The organism is Streptomyces sp. NBC_00887 (assembly GCF_045207585.1).
The window spans coordinates 1,329,220-1,346,236 of the sequence record NZ_CP108788.1; the positions used below are offsets into that span (position 1 = coordinate 1,329,220).

The 17,017-nt window shown below is 71.4% G+C and carries 15 protein-coding genes; 2 read left to right on the plus strand and 13 right to left on the minus strand.

Annotated features, from left to right (window positions below):
- Nucleotides 1-151 precede the first annotated feature (151 nt).
- Complete coding sequence (locus tag OG844_RS05990; RefSeq protein ID WP_406388601.1) at nucleotides 152-1,618, minus strand: GuaB1 family IMP dehydrogenase-related protein; 1,467 nt, start codon at nucleotides 1,616-1,618, stop codon at nucleotides 152-154.
- Between the two features lie 297 nt (nucleotides 1,619-1,915).
- Between OG844_RS05990 and OG844_RS05995 the strand changes: the two genes are divergently transcribed.
- A complete protein-coding gene (locus OG844_RS05995) occupies nucleotides 1,916-2,977 on the plus strand; it encodes a terpene synthase family protein (protein ID WP_406388603.1) in 1,062 nt (353 codons plus the stop codon).
- 55 nt (nucleotides 2,978-3,032) lie between these two features.
- On the opposite strand, the gene OG844_RS06000 is transcribed toward OG844_RS05995, so the two are convergent.
- From OG844_RS06000 to fmt, 4 genes are all read right to left on the minus strand, one after another.
- On the minus strand, nucleotides 3,033-4,019 hold the full coding sequence (locus OG844_RS06000; RefSeq protein WP_329215455.1) for a sugar-binding domain-containing protein: 987 nt from the start codon (nucleotides 4,017-4,019) through the stop codon (nucleotides 3,033-3,035).
- A gap of 138 nt (nucleotides 4,020-4,157) precedes the next feature.
- Nucleotides 4,158-4,841: a ribulose-phosphate 3-epimerase gene (gene rpe / locus OG844_RS06005; protein ID WP_406388605.1), complete on the minus strand. Its 684-nt coding sequence runs from the start codon at nucleotides 4,839-4,841 to the stop codon at nucleotides 4,158-4,160.
- 114 nt (nucleotides 4,842-4,955) lie between these two features.
- Nucleotides 4,956-6,389 (minus strand): transcription antitermination factor NusB, encoded by a 1,434-nt coding sequence (locus OG844_RS06010; protein WP_351172610.1) that lies wholly within the window; start codon nucleotides 6,387-6,389, stop codon nucleotides 4,956-4,958.
- A gap of 127 nt (nucleotides 6,390-6,516) precedes the next feature.
- Nucleotides 6,517-7,449 carry a methionyl-tRNA formyltransferase gene (gene fmt, locus OG844_RS06015; protein WP_329212964.1) on the minus strand — a complete coding sequence of 311 codons (933 nt, stop codon included), beginning with the start codon at nucleotides 7,447-7,449 and terminating at the stop codon, nucleotides 6,517-6,519.
- A gap of 287 nt (nucleotides 7,450-7,736) precedes the next feature.
- Between fmt and OG844_RS06020 the strand changes: the two genes are divergently transcribed.
- Complete coding sequence (locus OG844_RS06020) at nucleotides 7,737-8,276, plus strand: hypothetical protein (protein WP_406388607.1); 540 nt, start codon at nucleotides 7,737-7,739, stop codon at nucleotides 8,274-8,276.
- 76 nt (nucleotides 8,277-8,352) lie between these two features.
- Here OG844_RS06020 and OG844_RS06025 read toward each other — a convergent pair whose 3' ends face one another.
- The 8 genes from OG844_RS06025 to OG844_RS06060 all read right to left on the minus strand — a co-directional run bounded on the left by OG844_RS06025 (nucleotide 8,353) and on the right by OG844_RS06060 (nucleotide 16,980).
- Complete coding sequence (locus tag OG844_RS06025; protein ID WP_406388608.1) at nucleotides 8,353-10,497, minus strand: primosomal protein N'; 2,145 nt, start codon at nucleotides 10,495-10,497, stop codon at nucleotides 8,353-8,355.
- 113 nt (nucleotides 10,498-10,610) lie between these two features.
- Entirely contained in the window at nucleotides 10,611-11,819 is a 1,209-nt protein-coding gene (gene metK / locus OG844_RS06030) for a methionine adenosyltransferase (RefSeq protein ID WP_406388609.1), read from the minus strand.
- Nucleotides 11,820-12,060: 241 nt separating this feature from the next.
- Nucleotides 12,061-13,263: a bifunctional phosphopantothenoylcysteine decarboxylase/phosphopantothenate--cysteine ligase CoaBC gene (gene coaBC, locus OG844_RS06035; RefSeq protein ID WP_406388610.1), complete on the minus strand. Its 1,203-nt coding sequence runs from the start codon at nucleotides 13,261-13,263 to the stop codon at nucleotides 12,061-12,063.
- A gap of 181 nt (nucleotides 13,264-13,444) precedes the next feature.
- Entirely contained in the window at nucleotides 13,445-13,717 is a 273-nt protein-coding gene (gene rpoZ, locus OG844_RS06040; RefSeq protein WP_003970369.1) for a DNA-directed RNA polymerase subunit omega, read from the minus strand.
- 93 nt (nucleotides 13,718-13,810) lie between these two features.
- Nucleotides 13,811-14,428 carry a guanylate kinase gene (gmk, locus tag OG844_RS06045; RefSeq protein ID WP_406388611.1) on the minus strand — a complete coding sequence of 206 codons (618 nt, stop codon included), beginning with the start codon at nucleotides 14,426-14,428 and terminating at the stop codon, nucleotides 13,811-13,813.
- Between the two features lie 38 nt (nucleotides 14,429-14,466).
- Complete coding sequence (locus OG844_RS06050; protein ID WP_018524251.1) at nucleotides 14,467-14,790, minus strand: integration host factor; 324 nt, start codon at nucleotides 14,788-14,790, stop codon at nucleotides 14,467-14,469.
- A 244-nt stretch (nucleotides 14,791-15,034) separates the two neighbouring features.
- The gene (gene pyrF, locus OG844_RS06055; protein WP_356415400.1) at nucleotides 15,035-15,874 is read right to left on the minus strand and encodes an orotidine-5'-phosphate decarboxylase; all 840 of its coding nucleotides are present in this window, start codon (nucleotides 15,872-15,874) and stop codon (nucleotides 15,035-15,037) included.
- The gene (locus tag OG844_RS06060; protein WP_406388613.1) at nucleotides 15,871-16,980 is read right to left on the minus strand and encodes a quinone-dependent dihydroorotate dehydrogenase; all 1,110 of its coding nucleotides are present in this window, start codon (nucleotides 16,978-16,980) and stop codon (nucleotides 15,871-15,873) included. Before OG844_RS06060 ends, pyrF begins: the two co-directional genes overlap by 4 nt.
- Nucleotides 16,981-17,017 lie beyond the last annotated feature (37 nt).

Sequence of the window (17,017 nt, forward strand, 5' to 3'; positions counted from 1 at the left end):
CTTACAATTCAACAGAGTTGAAGGTGGTCAATAATGCCTGACTGCCGACTAGAAGCGGTCTTATTCAGTCATGTAACGACACCTGAACACACAGGTGCCCCTCCCGGTACGAACACCCGGGAGGGGCACCTGTGATGCGTGGACCGCGCGGTCAACTCCAGCTGGCGTGCAGCGGCTTGCCCTCCGCGTAACCGGCGGCGCTCTGCACACCCACGATGGCCTTCTCGGCGAACTCCTCGAGCGAGGCCGCACCCGCGTAGGTGCAGGACGAGCGGACGCCGGCGATGATCGAGTCGATCAGGTCCTCCACACCGGGGCGCGCCGGGTCCAGGAACATCCGCGAGGTGGAGATACCCTCCTCGAACAGACCCTTGCGAGCCCGGTCGTAGGCGGACTCCTCCGATGTGCGGTTCTTCACCGCGCGTGCGGAGGCCATCCCGAAGGACTCCTTGTAGTAGCGGCCGTCCGCGGACTGCTGGAGGTCACCGGGCGACTCGTACGTGCCGGCGAACCAGGAACCGATCATCACGTTGGACGCACCGGCGGCGAGCGCCATGGCGACGTCGCGCGGGTGGCGGACGCCTCCGTCCGCCCAGACGTGCTTGCCGTGCTTGCGGGCCTCGGCCGCGCACTCGAGCACGGCGGAGAACTGGGGCCTGCCCACACCGGTCATCATCCGGGTGGTGCACATGGCGCCGGGGCCGACCCCGACCTTGATGATGTCCGCGCCGGCCTCGATCAGGTCGCGCACGCCTTCGGCCGCGACGACGTTGCCTGCCACGATCGGCACGCGCGGGTCGAGCGCCCGCACCGCGGCGACCGCGCTGATCATGGACTCCTGGTGGCCGTGCGCGGTGTCGACGACGAGCGTGTCGACGCCCGCGTCGAGGAGCTGCTTGGCCTTCCCCGCGACATCGCCGTTGATTCCGACGGCCGCGGCGATGCGCAGCCTGCCCTCGGAGTCCGTCGCCGGGGTGTACAGCGTCGCGCGCAGCGCGGCCTTGCGGGTGAGGATGCCGACGAGCCTGCCGTCCGCGTCGACCGCGGGGGCGAGCTTGCGGTTGGCGCCGTCGAGCTTGCCGAAGGCGTCGCGCGGGTCGATGTCCGCGTCGAGCAGCACCAGGTCCTTGGACATGACCTCGGACAGCTGCGTGAAGCGGTCGACACCGGTCAGGTCGTGGTCGGTGACGACACCGACCGGCCTGCGCTCCGCGTCGACGACGACACCCGCTCCGTGGGCCCGCTTGTGCAGCAGGGACAGGGCGTCGGCAACGGTCTGGCCGGGAGACAGCTCGATGGGAGTGTCGAGCACGAGGTGGCGCGTCTTGACCCAGCTGATGACCTCGGTGACCACCTCGATCGGGATGTCCTGGGGGATGACGACCAGCCCACCGCGGCGGGCGACCGTCTCCGCCATCCGGCGCCCCGCGATCGCGGTCATGTTCGCGACGACGAGCGGGATGGTGGTGCCGGTGCCGTCGGGCGAGGAGAGGTCCACGGCCTGCCGGGAACCGACCGCGGAGCGGCCGGGGACCATGAAGACATCGTCGTACGTGAGGTCGTAGGGGACCGAGGGGGACGCCGTGTAGCGACCGGTGCCGGGCTCAAGAAAACGCATAACACTCATTTTTTCATACGAAACGGTGCAGGTCGTTTCCACGAAGACACAGCAATGGACCCCCGCGTTCGTGAGTTCCTCCAAAGAGGCGCTCCGGGGGGCCTGGCAAGTGGAACCTGCCTTACTCGTAGACCTTACCCGAACGCCTTTCAACCATTCGTGATCACGATCCCTGGACCGGGTGACAGGGGGTCAGGTAGCTTCAAATCCGCAGGTCTCGGGGGTGACCGCCACCACCGCTCAGAGCGCGCGGAGGAACCCGTCACGTCGTTGGCCGGAGAGGATTCGGATCCGTCTGTGGAGAGCGAACTGCCCGACATCTACTGCCCGTTCCCTCAGCGGACGAACCCCCACGTAGGGCACACCCGCGAGCACATCGCCGCGTGGACGCGCCGCACCGGTCTGGTGCACCGGGAGTCCGCGAGACGCCGTTTCGAGCAGGCCGACTTCGGCGCGTTCGTCGGCATGGTCTACCCCACGGCGGGCAGCGAGCACCTCGACCTGGTCGCCGACTGGTTCGTCTGGCTCTTCCTCGTCGACGACCAGCTGGACGACGGCCATCTCGGCCGCAGCCCCGAACGGGTACGCGACGTCGTGGCTCGGATGCGTTCCGTGGTGGAGGGAACGGCTCCCGGCCCGCTGCCGGGCGAGGAGCCGCCCGCCGCCGTCGTCGCCCTGGCCGATCTGTGGGAACGTACGATTCCGCAGGCGGCCCCGCACTGGCGCACGCGTTTCTCCTGGCACCTCATGACGTACCTGATGACCGCCACCACCTGGGAGGCGGGGAACCGGGCCGAAGGCGTCGTGCCGGCCGAGGAGACCTACGTGGCCCAGCGCCGGCACACGGGGGCGATCCATGTGTGCATGGACCTGATAGAGATCGTGGCGGGCATCGAGGCGCCCGAGTCGGTCCACAACGACCCCCGGTTCATCACGGCTCTGGAAGCCTCCTGCAACGTCGTGTGCTGGGCGAACGACGTGTACTCCTTCGAGAAGGAGCAGGTGCTCGGCGAGATCCACAACCTCGTTCACCTGGTACGCCACCACCGGGGCTACGGGGAACAGCAGGCCCTCGACCACGTGTGCGCCGAGATAGCCACCGAGACCGAGCGCTTCCTCACGGCGGAGGACGAGCTGCTCGACATGTATCCGCAGCTGTCCGAGCTGCTCGTCCCCTATCTCGACGGGATGCGGAGCTGGATGCGCGGCAATCTGGACTGGTCCCGGCAGACCCCCCGCTACAACCCGGCGGATGTCAGCCAGTACGCGGAACCCGCGGAGTACCTGGAGGAGACCGTCCTCGGCGTGGCCGCGGACCCGGCGGGATCGGGCACGTCCGACGGGCAGCGAAGCCGGTAGACGACGGAGGCCGGGCACCCGTGCGGTGCCCGGCCTCCGTGATGTTCCGTGACGGTCAGTCGTCGGGGTCGGCGCGCTCCAGGGCGGGGCGCTGTCCGGCAGCGGACTCCGTCAGCAGGTAGTCGGCCGCGGCCGTGTCCGTCACCAGGCTGGTGACCAGGCCCGAGCGGAGCACCGCGCCGATCGCCGCCGCCTTGCGCTGACCGCCGGCGATGGCGACCACCTCGGGGATCCGGCGCAGCCGGTCCGCCTCCACGGTGATGCACCGCTCGCCCAGGTCCCGGCCGACGCGCCGACCGTCGGAGTCGAAGAGGTGCGCGGACATCTCGGCCGCGACCCCGAGCGAGGCGTAGTGCGCCCGCTCCTCGTCCGAGAGCATGTCGTGGACGGTGGAGATGCCCGGCTCCCAGGAACCGATGGAGACCGCGGCGACCGTCACCTTGTCGAAGTACTCGAAGGCGCGGGCGATACCCGTCTGGTGGCGCAGGGCCGCCGCCGTCGCCGGATCGGGCAGGAGCATCGGCGCGTAGATCGGATGCGCCTCGCCGCCGGACACCTGGGCCGCGCGGCGCACCGCCTCGACCGATCCGCGCTCGGCCGTCCCCGCGTCGTAGACCCCGGTCAGCTGCACGACCGTGCAGGGCGGCAGCCGGTCGAGCGCCGCGGCCATGTGGATCGTGGAGCGGCCCCAGGCCAGGCCCAGCACATCGCCCTCGTTCACCAGCTCGCCGAGCAGCTCGGCCGCGACCTCGCCCAGGTTCTCCGGGTCGGCTGCGTCGTCCTGCTCGTCCGCCGGGGACTCGACGACGACCGCGTGGCGCAACCCGTAGCGGGCCCGCAGCGCGTCGGAGCGCTCCGCGTCAAGCTCGGCCGGTACCCGGATCTCGATCCGTACGAGATCACGCTCGAGGGCCGTCTCCAGAACCCGGGCCACCTTGAAGCGGCTGACGCCGAACTCCTCGGCGATCTGGATCTTCGACTTTCCCTCGAGGTAGAACCGACGGGCCATGGCCGCCGCCTGGACCAGCTCCGCGGGTCCCATCCGCATGGCTGACCGACCCGCCGAGATGCCAGACACCGCGATCTCCTCACTGCTGTTCACACGCCCGATACACCGTCATCCTGTCAGATCCGGCGATCCTTGATCCGGCCCGTCGGGCCGCGTTCATCTGCCCTTTGTTCAGTGGCCGCACGCCCAGGGCGCCGCGGCGGTGGCTGCGTCCGCCTTCTCGCGCAGGGCACGCACGGCCTGGGCCGGGTCCTGGGCCCCGTAGACCGCGGACCCGGCGACGAAGACATCGGCTCCGGCCTCCGCGCAGCGCTCGATGGTGGTGGCGGAGACGCCGCCGTCGACCTGGAGCCAGAGCTCGAGGCCGTGCTTGGAGATCAGGTCACGGGTACGCCGGATCTTCGGCAGCATGATGTCCAGGAAGGACTGGCCCCCGAAGCCCGGCTCCACCGTCATGATCAGCAGCATGTCGAGCTCGGGGAGCAGGTCCTCGTACGGCTCGATCGGGGTCGCGGGCTTGAGTGCCATCGAGGCGCGCGCCCCCTTGGCCCTGATCTCCCGCGCCAGCCGTACGGGCGCCGCCGCCGCCTCCGCGTGGAAGGTGACGGAGCCGGCGCCCGCCTCGACGTACTGCGGTGCCCAGCGGTCCGCGTCCTCGATCATCAGATGGCAGTCCAGCGGGGTGTCCGTGGCCTTGCTCAGCGCCTCCACGATCGGCACGCCGAGCGTCAGGTTGGGCACAAAGTGGTTGTCCATCACATCGACATGGAGCCAGTCGGCGCCGTCGACGGCCTTCGCCTCCTCGGCGAGTCGCGCGAAGTCGGCGGACAGGATGCTGGGGTTGATCTGGGCCATGCACCAAGCCTGCCATGTTCCGCGCCACTTCCCCGCCTCGGTGCCCCCCAAAGCCTCACGGGATCATTACGGTTCGCACAATCCCGGCTTTTCGCCCGGCCTGCGGGCCAGGGGTCACCCCGTACGTCGCAGCAGCGCCAGATACATCGCGTCCGTGCCGTGCAGATGCGGCCACAACTGGACGTCTGGACCGTCGCCCAGCGCCGGTACTCCCGGCATCAGGGGGCGGGCATCCACCCACTCCGCCTCGACCGGCGCTCCGCCGCGCCCCTTGAGCACGTCCTCGACGACGATCCGGGTCTCGGCCAGATGCGGCGAGCAGGTCGCGTAGCCGACGACCCCGCCGATCCGGACGGCCTTCAACGCCTCGCGCAGCAGGCCCCGTTGGAGCGGCGCGAAGCTCTCCAGGTCCTCCGCGCGGCGACGCCACCGGGACTCCGGGCGGCGGCGCAGCGCCCCGAGGCCCGAGCACGGTACGTCCATCAGGATCCGGTCGAAGGTGCCCGGCTGCCAGGGCGGCCGGGTGCCGTCCGCGGTGACCACCTGGTACGGGCCCGGGTTGCCGGCCAGTGCCCGCTCGACGAGCCGGGCGCGGTGCGGCTGCTTCTCGGCGGCGAGCAGTGCCGCGCCGCGTCCGGCAGCGAGCGCGGCAAGCAGGGCCGCCTTGCCGCCAGGGCCGGCGCAGCCGTCGAGCCACCGTGTGTCACTGCCCTCCACGGGCGCGTTGGCGAGGGCGGTGGCGACGAGCTGGCTGCCCTCGTCCTGCACACCCGCGCTGCCGTCCTGCACCGCGGTCAGCGCACCGGGCTCGCCGCCCTCGGCCATCCGTACGGCGTAGGGGGACCAGCGGCCCGGCAGTCCGCTCTCCTCGCCCAGGGCAGCCAGCAGCTCGTCGGTGGTGGAGCGGCCGGGGCGGGCGACGAGCGTCACCTCGGGGCGTTCGTTGTCGGCTTCGAGGAGGTCCTCGATCCCGGCGCGGCCACCGCCCAGGGCGTCCCACAGCGCGGAGACGATCCACCGCGGATGGGAGTGGACGACCGAGAGGTGCTGCTCGGCATCCTCGTCGTACGACGGCGCGACGCGCTCCACCCAGGTGTCGAGATCGTGCGCCGAGACCTTGCGCAGCACGGCGTTGACGAACTTGGCACGCCCCTCACCCAGGACGACGCGGGCCAGCTCCACGCTGGCGGAGACGGCCGCGTGGGTCGGGATGCGGGTGCCGAGCAGCTGGTGCACGCCCATGTTGAGCACGTCCAGCACGGGCGGGTCCACCTCGCGCAGCGGCCGGTCGATGCAGGCCGCGACGATCGCGTCGTACGTGCCCTGGCGGCGCAGGGTCCCGTAGACCAGCTCGGTCGCGAGCGCGGCGTCCCGTCCGTCGAAGTCACCCTTGGCGCGTGCCTTCTTCAGCAGCGGGGGCAGGACGAGGTTGGCGTACGCGTCGCGTTCGTCGACGGCCCTGAGCGCTTCGAAGGCGAGGAACCGGACCGGGTCCTTCTGCGGGCGGCGATGCGGCTTGGCGGGACGGCGACGCTGCTGGTCGTTCACGTGAAAGGTGCTCCGCTGATGGTGAGAGTGGCGAACCCACCCAGCGTACGTCGCCGCCCGGACCGGCGGCACGGGCGGCGGCATGTGCGGCGACGTGGGCTCCGGAGGCGCGGGCGCCTCCCCGTCGTCAGAGTCCCAGGAGCTCGCCCGGGACGATGCGCACACCGCGCGCCCAGTCGGCGGCCTTCATCGGCTTCTTGCCCTGGGGCTGGACCCAGAGGAGCTCCACGGCGTGCGATCCGGTGCCCACGTACACGTTGTTCTTGCCCGCGGACAGCTCGCCCGGCGCCAGGTCGGCGCGGTCCAGGACGGGCGCTGCCTGGACCAGCTTGAGGCGCTCGCCCCTGAAGAGGGTCCACGCACCGGGGGCCGGGGTGCAGCCGCGCACGATCCGGTCGACCCGCAGCGCGGGTGCGGACCACTGCACCTGGGCGTCCTCGACGGTGATCTTGGGCGCGAGGGTGATGCCCTCGGCGGGCTGCGGTACGGCGTGCAGGGTGCCGTCCTCGATGCCGTCCATGGTCGCGGCGAGCAGCCCGGCGCCGGCGAAGGCCAGCCGGGTGAGCAGGTCACCGCTGGTGTCCGTGGGCCGTACCTCTTCGGTCAGGACGCCGTACACCGGTCCGGAGTCCAGGCCCTCCTCGATCAGGAAGGTCGACGCGCCGGTCACCTCGTCCCCGGCCATCACCGCGTGCTGCACCGGTGCGGCGCCACGCCAGGCCGGCAGGAGCGAGAAGTGCAGATTGACCCAGCCGCGGGCGGGAACGTCGAGGGCCGTCCTGGGCAGCAGCGCACCGTAGGCCACGACGGGGCAGCAGTCCGGGGCGATCTCCCGCAGCCGCGCCAGGAAGGCCTCGTCGCGCGGGCGTACCGGCTTGAGGACCTCGATCCCCGCTTCCTCGGCGCGCTCGGCCACCGGGCTGGCCACGAGGCGGCGGCCCCGCCCGGCGGGTGCGTCGGGACGGGTGACGACGGCGGCCACCTCATGGCGGCCGGAGGCGATCAGGGCGTCCAGGGCGGGGACGGCAACCTCGGGGGTGCCTGCGAAGACGAGCTTCATGGGTGGCGGACTGCCTCTCGGGCCGAAACGTACGGTGTGGCGAGCAGCACACCAGTCTAGGGGCTGTCCCGTCGTCCCTGACGGGCGCACACCCGGGACGACGGGGCGGCCCCGGGACCCGGCCACCGGGGGGCGTACGCACGCCTGTGCGCCCCGCGCATATGCGCATACGCCCCTGATGCGTGACCACATGGCCGGGTGAGGCGTTGGTCAAGAGAGATTGACCGAAGTGGGCCGCCGAAAGATGCGGTCCGATCCCTTTCAACGCCGGTTCGAGAGGCTTGTTCATGGCCGACCACGCAACCCACGACGCCCAGGCGCGTGCCAGTCTGCACCTGCTGGTGCGGGACATCGAGCGGGTCCGGCGGCAGGTGGACGCGCTGCGCACCCTCACTGCGCAGCTGGGAAACGTCTACCGTCCGCGCCGCTCCGGCCCGTCCGCGGGCTTCGTCGTCTACGGCAGGGCCCCGGCGCCCACCGTCCGGCTGGCTCAGGAACTGCGGGACAGCGTCGAGACGCTGGTCACGGCGGCGGTGGACTTCGACCGCTCGCTCGGCTTCTCGTGGGACGCGGTGGGCTCGGCCCTCGGGGTCACCAAGCAGGCGGTGCACCGCCGTTACGGTGCGCGGCGGAACACCCCGCAGCCGGGTACCGCCGAGGTCGCCGCCGAGTCCGCACCCCGTCCGCTGCCCGCGCCGCCCGGTTCCTCCCCCGTGCTGCCCGCGGTGCCCGCGGCCCGTTCCATGCCGCCGCAGCCGTCGGCGGACCGTCCCGCGCCGCGCGAGGAGCTGCGCCCCGGCGCCTTCCCCGGCCCCCGCAACGGCTGACCGGAGCGCTTCCTCTGCCCTCACCGCGTCCGCACGGCGGGGGCGGCGGCCATGGCGGCGGGGCCGTACGGCCTCGTCAGCCGATGTCCGGCGGGTCGATCCTGATCCGTACCGGATCTCCGGTCCCACGGGCCGTCCGCGCCGCCTGAGCCGCCTTCAGGGCGGCGGCGAGCGCCGCCCCGCGCCCTGGCGGAACCCTGACCAGTGCCCGTTCCCAGGTCTCGCCCGGCGGTGCGTCCCCCTGCCTCCGGGGCCTGCCGGAGACGGCCCCCGGCAGCGGTACCGGTCCGAGGATCTCCGCCTCCGACGGCAGTTCCACGGCGGCCAGGTACGCGGCGATCGCCTCCGGCGGCCCGGTCACCGAAGCCATCCGGGACACCGGGGGGAAGCCGAGCTCGGCACGCTCCGCGAGTTCGCGGCGGGCATGGCCGACGGGGTCCCAGCGCACGAGGGCCTGGACGGGCCGCAGGGTCGGCTCGGCCACGATCACCACCGTGCCCCCCTCAGGCTGTCCCCGCACCAGTGAGGCTGCGGCCGTCCAGCGCCGCAGTGCCTCCTCGCCGGCCCGCAGGTCCGGCCGGCCGACCATCGCCCAGCCGTCCAGCAGCAGCGCGGCCGCGTAGCCGCCCTCCGCCACGGGTTCGGCCCCGGGCGTGCTGACCACCAGGGCGGGCTGGTCCGGTACGGAGTCCAGCACGTGGTCCCGGCCCGACGTCCGCACCGGAACGGCGGGAAACGCCCGGCCCAGCTCCTCGGCGGTCCGCCGGGCACCGACGATCCGGGCCCGCAGCCGCCCGCTGCCGCAGGCGGCGCAGCGCCAGGCCGTCTCGGCGCGTCCGCACCAGGCGCAGTTGAGATCCTGCTGGTCCGGAGCCTCCAGCGGCCCCGCGCAGTGCCCGCACCGCGCGGGTTCGCGGCAGCGCTCGCAGGCCAGCCGGGGTGCGTACCCGCGGCGCGGCACCTGGATCAGCACGGGACCGCTGCGCAGCCCGTCCCGTACGGTCTGCCAGGCGAGGCTGGGCAGCCGGGCGGAACGCGCCGCCCCGTCCCTCGCGAGCTCACCGTCGCCGACCGTACGCACCAGGGGCGCCGCGATCCGCAACTGCTCCCGGTCCGCGCGCAGAGGCAGCGCCCAGCCGCTCTCGACCAGCTGGGCGGCCTCGACGGTGCAGTGGGTACCGCCCAGGAGGAACGCGCACCGGCCGTGCGCCGCCCTCAGCTCCAGGACTTCCCGGACGTGCGGGAACGGGGCGTTGTCGTCGCTGTGACTGGAGTCCCCGTCGTCCCAGACGGCCACCAGGCCCAGATCGGCGACGGGGGCGAACATGGCGGCCCTGGTCCCGACCACCGCGCGCACCGAACCGCGCCGGACGGCGAGCCACTCCCGGTAGCGCTTCTCGGGCCCCGAGTCGGCGGTCAGCAGCGCGTGGCGCCCCTCCCCCATCACCTCGGTGAGCGCGGCGTCCACACGCCCCGCGGTCCGCCCGTCGGGTACGACGACGAGTGCGCCCCGTCCCGAGGCCAGCGTGGCGGCGACGGCCCTGGCGATCTCCTCGGGCCAGTGCGGCCCGGGCAGTGCGGTCCAGACGGCTCTGGGCGCACCGCCCTCGGCCAGTGCGCCGAGGAACGCGGGCCCCTGGGCGTACCGCTCCCAGGTGCCGGGGGCCGGTGCCGGGGGCGGTGGCAGCGGCGCGGGTGACGCCTTGGACTCCGCCCGGCCGTTCCTGGGCGGCACGGCGAGCTGCAGCACATCGGCGAGGCTGCCCGCGTAACGGTCGGCGACGGCCCGCGAGAGCGCGAGCAGCTCGGGGCCGAGCACCGGCTCGGGCGAGACGACGTAGGCGAGCGCCGCCAGGGCGCCCTGATAGTCCGACCCGGCACGCCGCTCGATCAGGAATCCGTCGATCAGCCCACCGCCCTCGCGCCGCCCGCCGCGGACCTGGCGCCCCCCGGCCCCGAACCGCACCCGCACCCGGACACCGGGCTGCGCCTCGGCGTCGAGCTCCTCCGGGACCGCGTAATCGAAATACTGATCGAGGTGAAGCGCGCCCTTGTTCACCAGGACCCGGGCGACCGGCAGCTCCTCGGCGAGCGCCGCGCCCCGCCAGGTGCGGGGCTTGGCCCGCGGCACCTTGGCCCGGCGCACGGTCTCCCGGATGAGCGCAAGCTGCTCCGGTGCCCCGGCCTCGGGCTCGTCGGACCGCTCGTCTTCGCTGCTCACAGCCAAATTCCTACCAGACGCCACTGACACCGGTCGCGCCTCCCGCAGCGCACGCACAGGGGCCCGGACACCGTGTACGGCATCCGGGCCCCGGAGGGCTGACGTCGGCCGGGCTAGAGCCCCGCCGCCGCACGCAGCGCGTCCACGCGGTCGGTGCGCTCCCAGGTGAAGTCGGGCAGCTCACGGCCGAAGTGGCCGTACGCGGCGGTCTGGGCGTAGATCGGGCGGAGCAGGTCGAGGTCGCGGATGATCGCGGCCGGACGGAGGTCGAAGACCTCGCCGATCGCGTGCTCGATCTTCTCCGTCTCGACGGTGGCGGTGCCGAAGGTCTCGACGAACAGACCCACCGGCTCGGCCTTGCCGATCGCGTACGCGACCTGGACCTCGCAGCGGGCGGCGAGACCGGCCGCGACGACGTTCTTCGCCACCCAGCGCATGGCGTACGCCGCCGAGCGGTCGACCTTCGACGGGTCCTTGCCGGAGAAGGCGCCGCCGCCGTGGCGGGCCATGCCGCCGTAGGTGTCGATGATGATCTTCCGGCCGGTCAGACCGGCGTCACCCATCGGACCGCCGATCTCGAAGCGGCCGGTCGGGTTCACCAGGAGCCGGTAGCCCTCGGTGTCCAGCTTGATGCCGTCCTCGATGAGCTGCGCCAGGACGTGCTCGACGACGAACTCACGGATGTCGGGCGCGAGGAGCGAGTCCAGGTCGATGTCGGACGCGTGCTGCGAGGAGACGACGACCGTGTCGAGGCGGACGGCCTTGTCACCGTCGTACTCGATGGTGACCTGGGTCTTGCCGTCGGGACGCAGGTACGGGATGGTCCCGTTCTTGCGGACCTCCGACAGCCGGCGGGAGAGCCGGTGCGCCACGTGGATCGGGAGCGGCATCAGCTCGGGCGTCTCGTCGCAGGCGTAGCCGAACATGAGGCCCTGGTCGCCGGCGCCCTGCTTGTCGAGCTCGTCCTCGTCGCCCTCGACGCGCTTCTCGTACGCCGTGTCGACACCCTGGGCGATGTCCGGGGACTGCGCTCCGATGGACACGGACACGCCGCAGGAGGCTCCGTCGAAGCCCTTCTTGGAGGAGTCGTAGCCGATCTCCAGCACCTTGTTGCGCACGAGGTTGGGGATGTCGGCGTAGGCCTTGGTGGTGACCTCACCCGCGACATGCACCAGACCAGTAGTGATCAAGGTCTCGACGGCGACACGCGAGGAAGGGTCCTCACGCAGGAGCGCGTCGAGAATCGTGTCGCTGATCTGGTCAGCGATCTTGTCGGGGTGGCCCTCGGTAACGGACTCCGAGGTGAAGAGACGGCGGGACACATCGCTCCCTGGGGTTGCAGCGGCTGCTGGCTGATCATTGATGGACCTCCGGGAGCTGCGCCCGGCACGTTCCGTCGACCAGTTTATCGGTCGCTTCCGGTGAATGGGCCACGCGTCTCGCCCCTTGGGAGCTCTGTGACCGGCGGCACTGTTGACGTCAGTACGACAATCACTCCTTCCGGGTGTGAGAAATGACCGAATTTCTTGAGCTTCCATCCCGCCGGAGCGGCAACTGAGCAATCTAGCCGAAGCGCGCCGCCACCAGGTCCCAAACCGTGTCGGCGAGTGCTTCTTTCGGCCCGTACGGCACAGCGGTCTCGCCGCCTTCGGCCGAGAGCACCACCGCTTCGTTCTCCTCGGACCCGAAGGTCTTGCGCTCCCCCACCTCGTTGACCACGAGCAGGTCGCAGCCCTTGCGGCGGAGCTTCTCGCGGCCGTTGGCGAGGACGTCGTCGGTCTCCGCGGCGAAACCGACGACGACCTGGCCGGGGCGGGCCCGGTCCGCGGAGACCTCGGCGAGGATGTCGGGATTGCGGACGAGGACCAGGGGCGCCGGCTCCTGGCCGTCCTTCTTCTTGATCTTGCCCGCGGCGTAGTCCGCGGGACGGAAGTCGGCGACCGCCGCGGCCATCACCACCACATCGGCGTCGGCCACCGCCTTCAGCACGGCCTCGCGCAGCTGTACGGCGGTTCCGGCGCGCAGGACGTCGGCGCCCGCGGGGTCGGGCAGTCCGGTGTTCGCCTCGATCAGCGTCACCCGGGCGCCGCGGGCGACAGCGGTGCGCGCCAGCGCGTAGCCCTGCTTGCCGGAGGAGCGGTTGCCGAGGTAGCGGACCGGGTCGAGGGGCTCCCGGGTGCCGCCGGCGCTGATGACCACGTGCCGGCCTGCGAGGTCGGGTTCGGCCGGTCCGCGGGTCAGGACGCGGCGGCAGACCTCGAAGATCTCACCCGGGTCCGGCAGCCGGCCCTTGCCGGTGTCGACGCCGGTGAGGCGGCCGACAGCGGGCTCGATGACGACGGCGCCGCGGCGGCGCAGCGTGGCCACGTTCTCCTGCGTGGCCGGGTGCTCCCACATCTCGGTGTGCATCGCCGGTGCGAAGACGACCGGACAGCGGGCGGTGAGGAGCGTGTTGGTGAGGAGGTCGTCGGCGAGGCCGTGGGCGGCCTTGGCGAGCATGTCGGCGGTGGCGGGGGCGACCACGACGAGGTCGGCCGCCTGCCCGATCCGGACGTGCGGCACCTCGTGCACGCTGTCCCAGACCTCGCTCGACACGGGGTTGCCGGAGAGCGCCGACCAGGTGGCGGCCCCGACGAAGTTCAGCGACGCCCCGGTCGGCACGACCCGGACGTCATGACCGGACTCGGTCAGCCGGCGCAGCAGTTCGCACGCCTTGTAGGCGGCGATGCCACCGCTGACCCCCAGGACGACCTTCGGCTTGTCCACTGCGTCTCCCCGCACTCGTTTCTCCGCGCAACCGATGCGCACCCGGCTGCCCGCAGCCGGGGGACGTACGCACTCCATGCTGCCTCACCGCATGGGACGGCCCTCGGCGGGCCCGGCCCCGGACACACCACAGGCCCGGCGGTGATGACCGCCGGGCCTGTGGTGAAGGTGCGTTTCCTGCCTACTGTGCGGGGCCCTCGATGGCCTCGGAGGTCAGCAGGCCCGCGTTGATCTCGCGGAGCGCGATCGAGAGCGGCTTCTCGTGCACGTGGGTGTCGACGAGCGGACCGACGTACTCGAGGAGGCCTTCACCGAGCTGCGAGTAGTACGCGTTGATCTGGCGCGCGCGCTTGGCCGCGTAGATCACGAGGCTGTACTTCGAGTCGGTGGCCTCGAGGAGCTCATCAATCGGCGGGTTGATGATGCCCTCGGGCGTGGTGATGGAAGAGGACACTCTCTGCCTTCCGAAGGGGATAGAGATCAAAGAGATCTTTGATCATGCTGGTTCCGCAGTGGTGATGCTCTGCGTCCGCGGGGGCCGACGAGGTCAGTCGTCGATGCCGCGGAGGCCGGAAGCCTGCAGCATCAACGTTAGCAGCTCGCGTGCCACGTCCTCGACCGAGGTGTTGACAAGAGTCGTATCGAACTCCGCCTCGGCGGCCAGCTCGACCTTCGCCGCCGTGAGACGGCGCTCGATCACGTCGGGCGCCTCCGTCCCGCGGCCGGTGAGCCGGCGGACCAGCTCGTCCCAGCTCGGCGGCGCCAGGAAGACGAGCTGCGCGTCGGGCATCGACTGGCGGACCAGGCGGGCACCCTGCAGATCGATCTCCAGCAGCACCGGTTCGCCCGCCTCGAGGCGCTCCAGCACGGCCCGGCGTGGGGTGCCGTAACGGTTGCCCGCGAACTCCGCCCACTCCAGCAGCTCGCCGTTGGCGATCAGCTTGTCGAACTCCTCGGTGTCCACGAAGAAGTAGTGGACGCCGTTGCGTTCGCCGGGGCGCGGTTTGCGGGTCGTGGCCGACACCGAGAGCCAGACCTCGGGGTGAACCTTGCGCATATGAGCGACGACCGTGCTCTTACCGACCCCGGAGGGGCCGGAGAGCACGGTCAGCCGCGGACGTACGTCCGGGGGTACGGGGGAGTTCCCCCGGGATGTTGCAGCCATGGAGCGATTATCCCGCTTCTCAGGAGTGCCTGAGAACGTCAGGCGGCACTGCCGCCGAACTCACGCTCCAAAGATGCGATCTGGTTGGAGCCAAGACCCCGGACCCGGCGGCTCTCGGAGATGCCGAGCCGCTCCATGATCTGCTTGGCGCGGACCTTGCCCACGCCCGGCAGGGACTCCAGCAGGGCGGAGACCTTCATCTTGCCGATGACGTCGTTCTCCTGGCCCGACTTGATGACCTCGTGGAGGGAGGCGCCGGAATGCTTGAGTCGATTCTTGACCTCGGCCCGCTCCCGGCGAGCCGCGGCGGCCTTTTCGAGCGCGGCTGCGCGCTGTTCAGGGGTAAGGGGCGGAAGAGCCACGCCTACGTCACCTCGGATGTCGATCTGTCGGATACGGACCGCTGAGGAACGTGAAAGCCCCACAGCCGGTGAGCAACGAACAACCTGTGCTCGTTAGCTCTCGACGGAGACTAGCGGCCACGGCCGCCTGAGTCAGCGAGAACAGACGAAAAGTCCTGGTCAGCCTCAGCCGACCAGGACATTTCCGTCATAACAACCCGGATTTCTGGTCAGGATTCCGTCAACGCGCTGTTACGTGGCATGGTCAGCCATCCGAGACGGCTGCGCGGACCTCGTCCGCGAACCGACCGGCGGCTTCGCGCAGCCCTGACGCGTCCGGTCCGTGGCGCAGCACGCCCCGGCTCACGCTCGGCACCACATTGCCCACCGAGGCGCCGAACACACCGGGCAGATCCGCGGGAGTGGCGCCCTGGGCGCCGATGCCGGGAGCGAGCAGCGGACCGTTGATCGCCAGATTCACACCCGCGTCCCCGAGCGTGGCACCGACGACCGCCCCGACGGAGCCGAGCGGCGCCGCGCCCTCGTTCTCGGCGGCCATGTGGTCGAGCATCAGCTGGGCCAGCGGCCGGCCGTCCGCGGCGGTGGCACGCTGGACCTCGGCGCCCTCCGGGTTGGAGGTGAGGGCGAGGACGAAGACGCCCGAGCCGGAGATCGCGGCCGCGTCGAGCGCCGGGCGCAGCGAGCCGAAGCCGAGGTACGGCGAGACGGTGACCGCGTCGGAGAACAGCGGCGAGTCCTTGTCGAGGTACGTGGCCGCGTAGGCGCCCATGGTGGAGCCGATGTCCCCGCGCTTGGCGTCCATGAGCACCAGGGCCCCGGCGGCGCGCGCCTCCTCGACGGCCTTCTCCAGGACGGCGATGCCGCGCGAGCCGAATCGCTCGAAGAACGCCGACTGCGGCTTGAGCACGGCGACCCGGTCGGCCAGTGCCTCGACGACGGTACGGGTGAAGCGCTCCAGGCCCGCGATGTCGTCGTTCAGGCCCCAGGAGGTGAGGAGCGAGGCGTGCGGGTCGATGCCCACGCAGAGCGGTCCGCGGGTGTCCATGGCGCGGCGCAGACGGGCGCCGAAGGGTTCGAGGGTCACTGCATGACCTTCCGTGTCGAGGCGCCGACGGCTTCGGCGAGGGTGGCGTACGGGGAGGCGGCAAGGCGGGCGGCCAGGCCCTTGTGGATCGAACGGGCGTAGAACGGGCCCTCGTAGATGAAGGCGCTGTAGCCCTGGACGAGCGTGGCACCGGCGAGGATGCGCTGCCAGGCGTCCTCGGCGTTCTCGACGCCCCCGACACCGACGAGGGTGATCCGGGTCCCCACACGGGCGTACAGGCGGCTCAGGACCTCCAGGGAGCGCTCCTTGAGGGGTGCGCCGGAGAGTCCGCCGGTCTCCTTGACCAGCGACGCCGGGGACTTCAGTCCGAGACTGTCGCGGGCGATGGTGGTGTTGGTGGCGATGATGCCGTCCAGACCTAGCTCGACGGCGAGGTCCGCGACCGCGTCGACGTCGTCGTCCGCCAGGTCGGGGGCGATCTTGACGAGCAGCGGGACCCGGCGGTCCGTGACCGTACGGTCGGCGGCCTCGCGCACCGCCGAGAGCAGCGGCCGGAGCGCCTCGGTGGCCTGGAGGTTGCGCAGGCCGGGGGTGTTGGGCGAGGAGACGTTGACGACGAGGTAGTCGGCGTGGGCGGCGAGCCGCTCGGTGGACTTGACGTAGTCCCCCACCGCCTCGGCCTCGGGGACCACCTTGGTCTTGCCGATGTTGACGCCGACCGTCGTACGGAAGACGGGCCTGCGGGCGGCCAGGCGTTCGGCGACGGCCGCGGAGCCCTCGTTGTTGAAGCCCATGCGGTTGATCAGCGCACGGTCCGCGACGAGCCGGAAGAGGCGCTGCTTCGGGTTGCCGGGCTGCGGTTCACCGGTGACCGTGCCGATCTCGATGTGGTCGAACCCGAGCATCGACATGCCGTCGATCGCGATCGCGTTCTTGTCGAAGCCGGCGGCGAGCCCGAACGGGCCGTGCATCCTCAGCCCGAGGGCCTCGGTGCGCAGTTCCTCGTAGCGGGGGGCGAGCGCGGCGGCGACGAAGGTCCGCAGCACGGGGACGCGGGCCGCGAGGCGGATCCAGCGGAAGGCCAGGTAGTGGGCCTGCTCCGGGTCCATGCGCTTGAAGACCAGCTGGAAGAAGAGTTTGTACATCACACAGTCCTCATGAAGAGGGGGACACCGTTTCCGG

Bases quoted from the DNA above. Each gene is read 5' to 3' on its own strand.
- OG844_RS05990 (WP_406388601.1), bottom strand. From the start codon at position 1,618: ATGCGTTTTCTTGAGCCCGGCACCGGTCGCTACACGGCGTCCCCCTCG.
- OG844_RS06000 (WP_329215455.1), bottom strand. From the start codon at position 4,019: ATGGGACCCGCGGAGCTGGTCCAGGCGGCGGCCATGGCCCGTCGGTTC.
- rpe (WP_406388605.1), bottom strand. From the start codon at position 4,841: ATGGCCCAGATCAACCCCAGCATCCTGTCCGCCGACTTCGCGCGACTC.
- fmt (WP_329212964.1), bottom strand. From the start codon at position 7,449: ATGAAGCTCGTCTTCGCAGGCACCCCCGAGGTTGCCGTCCCCGCCCTG.
- OG844_RS06020 (WP_406388607.1), top strand. From the start codon at position 7,737: ATGGCCGACCACGCAACCCACGACGCCCAGGCGCGTGCCAGTCTGCAC.
- gmk (WP_406388611.1), bottom strand. From the start codon at position 14,428: ATGGCTGCAACATCCCGGGGGAACTCCCCCGTACCCCCGGACGTACGT.
- OG844_RS06060 (WP_406388613.1), bottom strand. From the start codon at position 16,980: ATGTACAAACTCTTCTTCCAGCTGGTCTTCAAGCGCATGGACCCGGAG.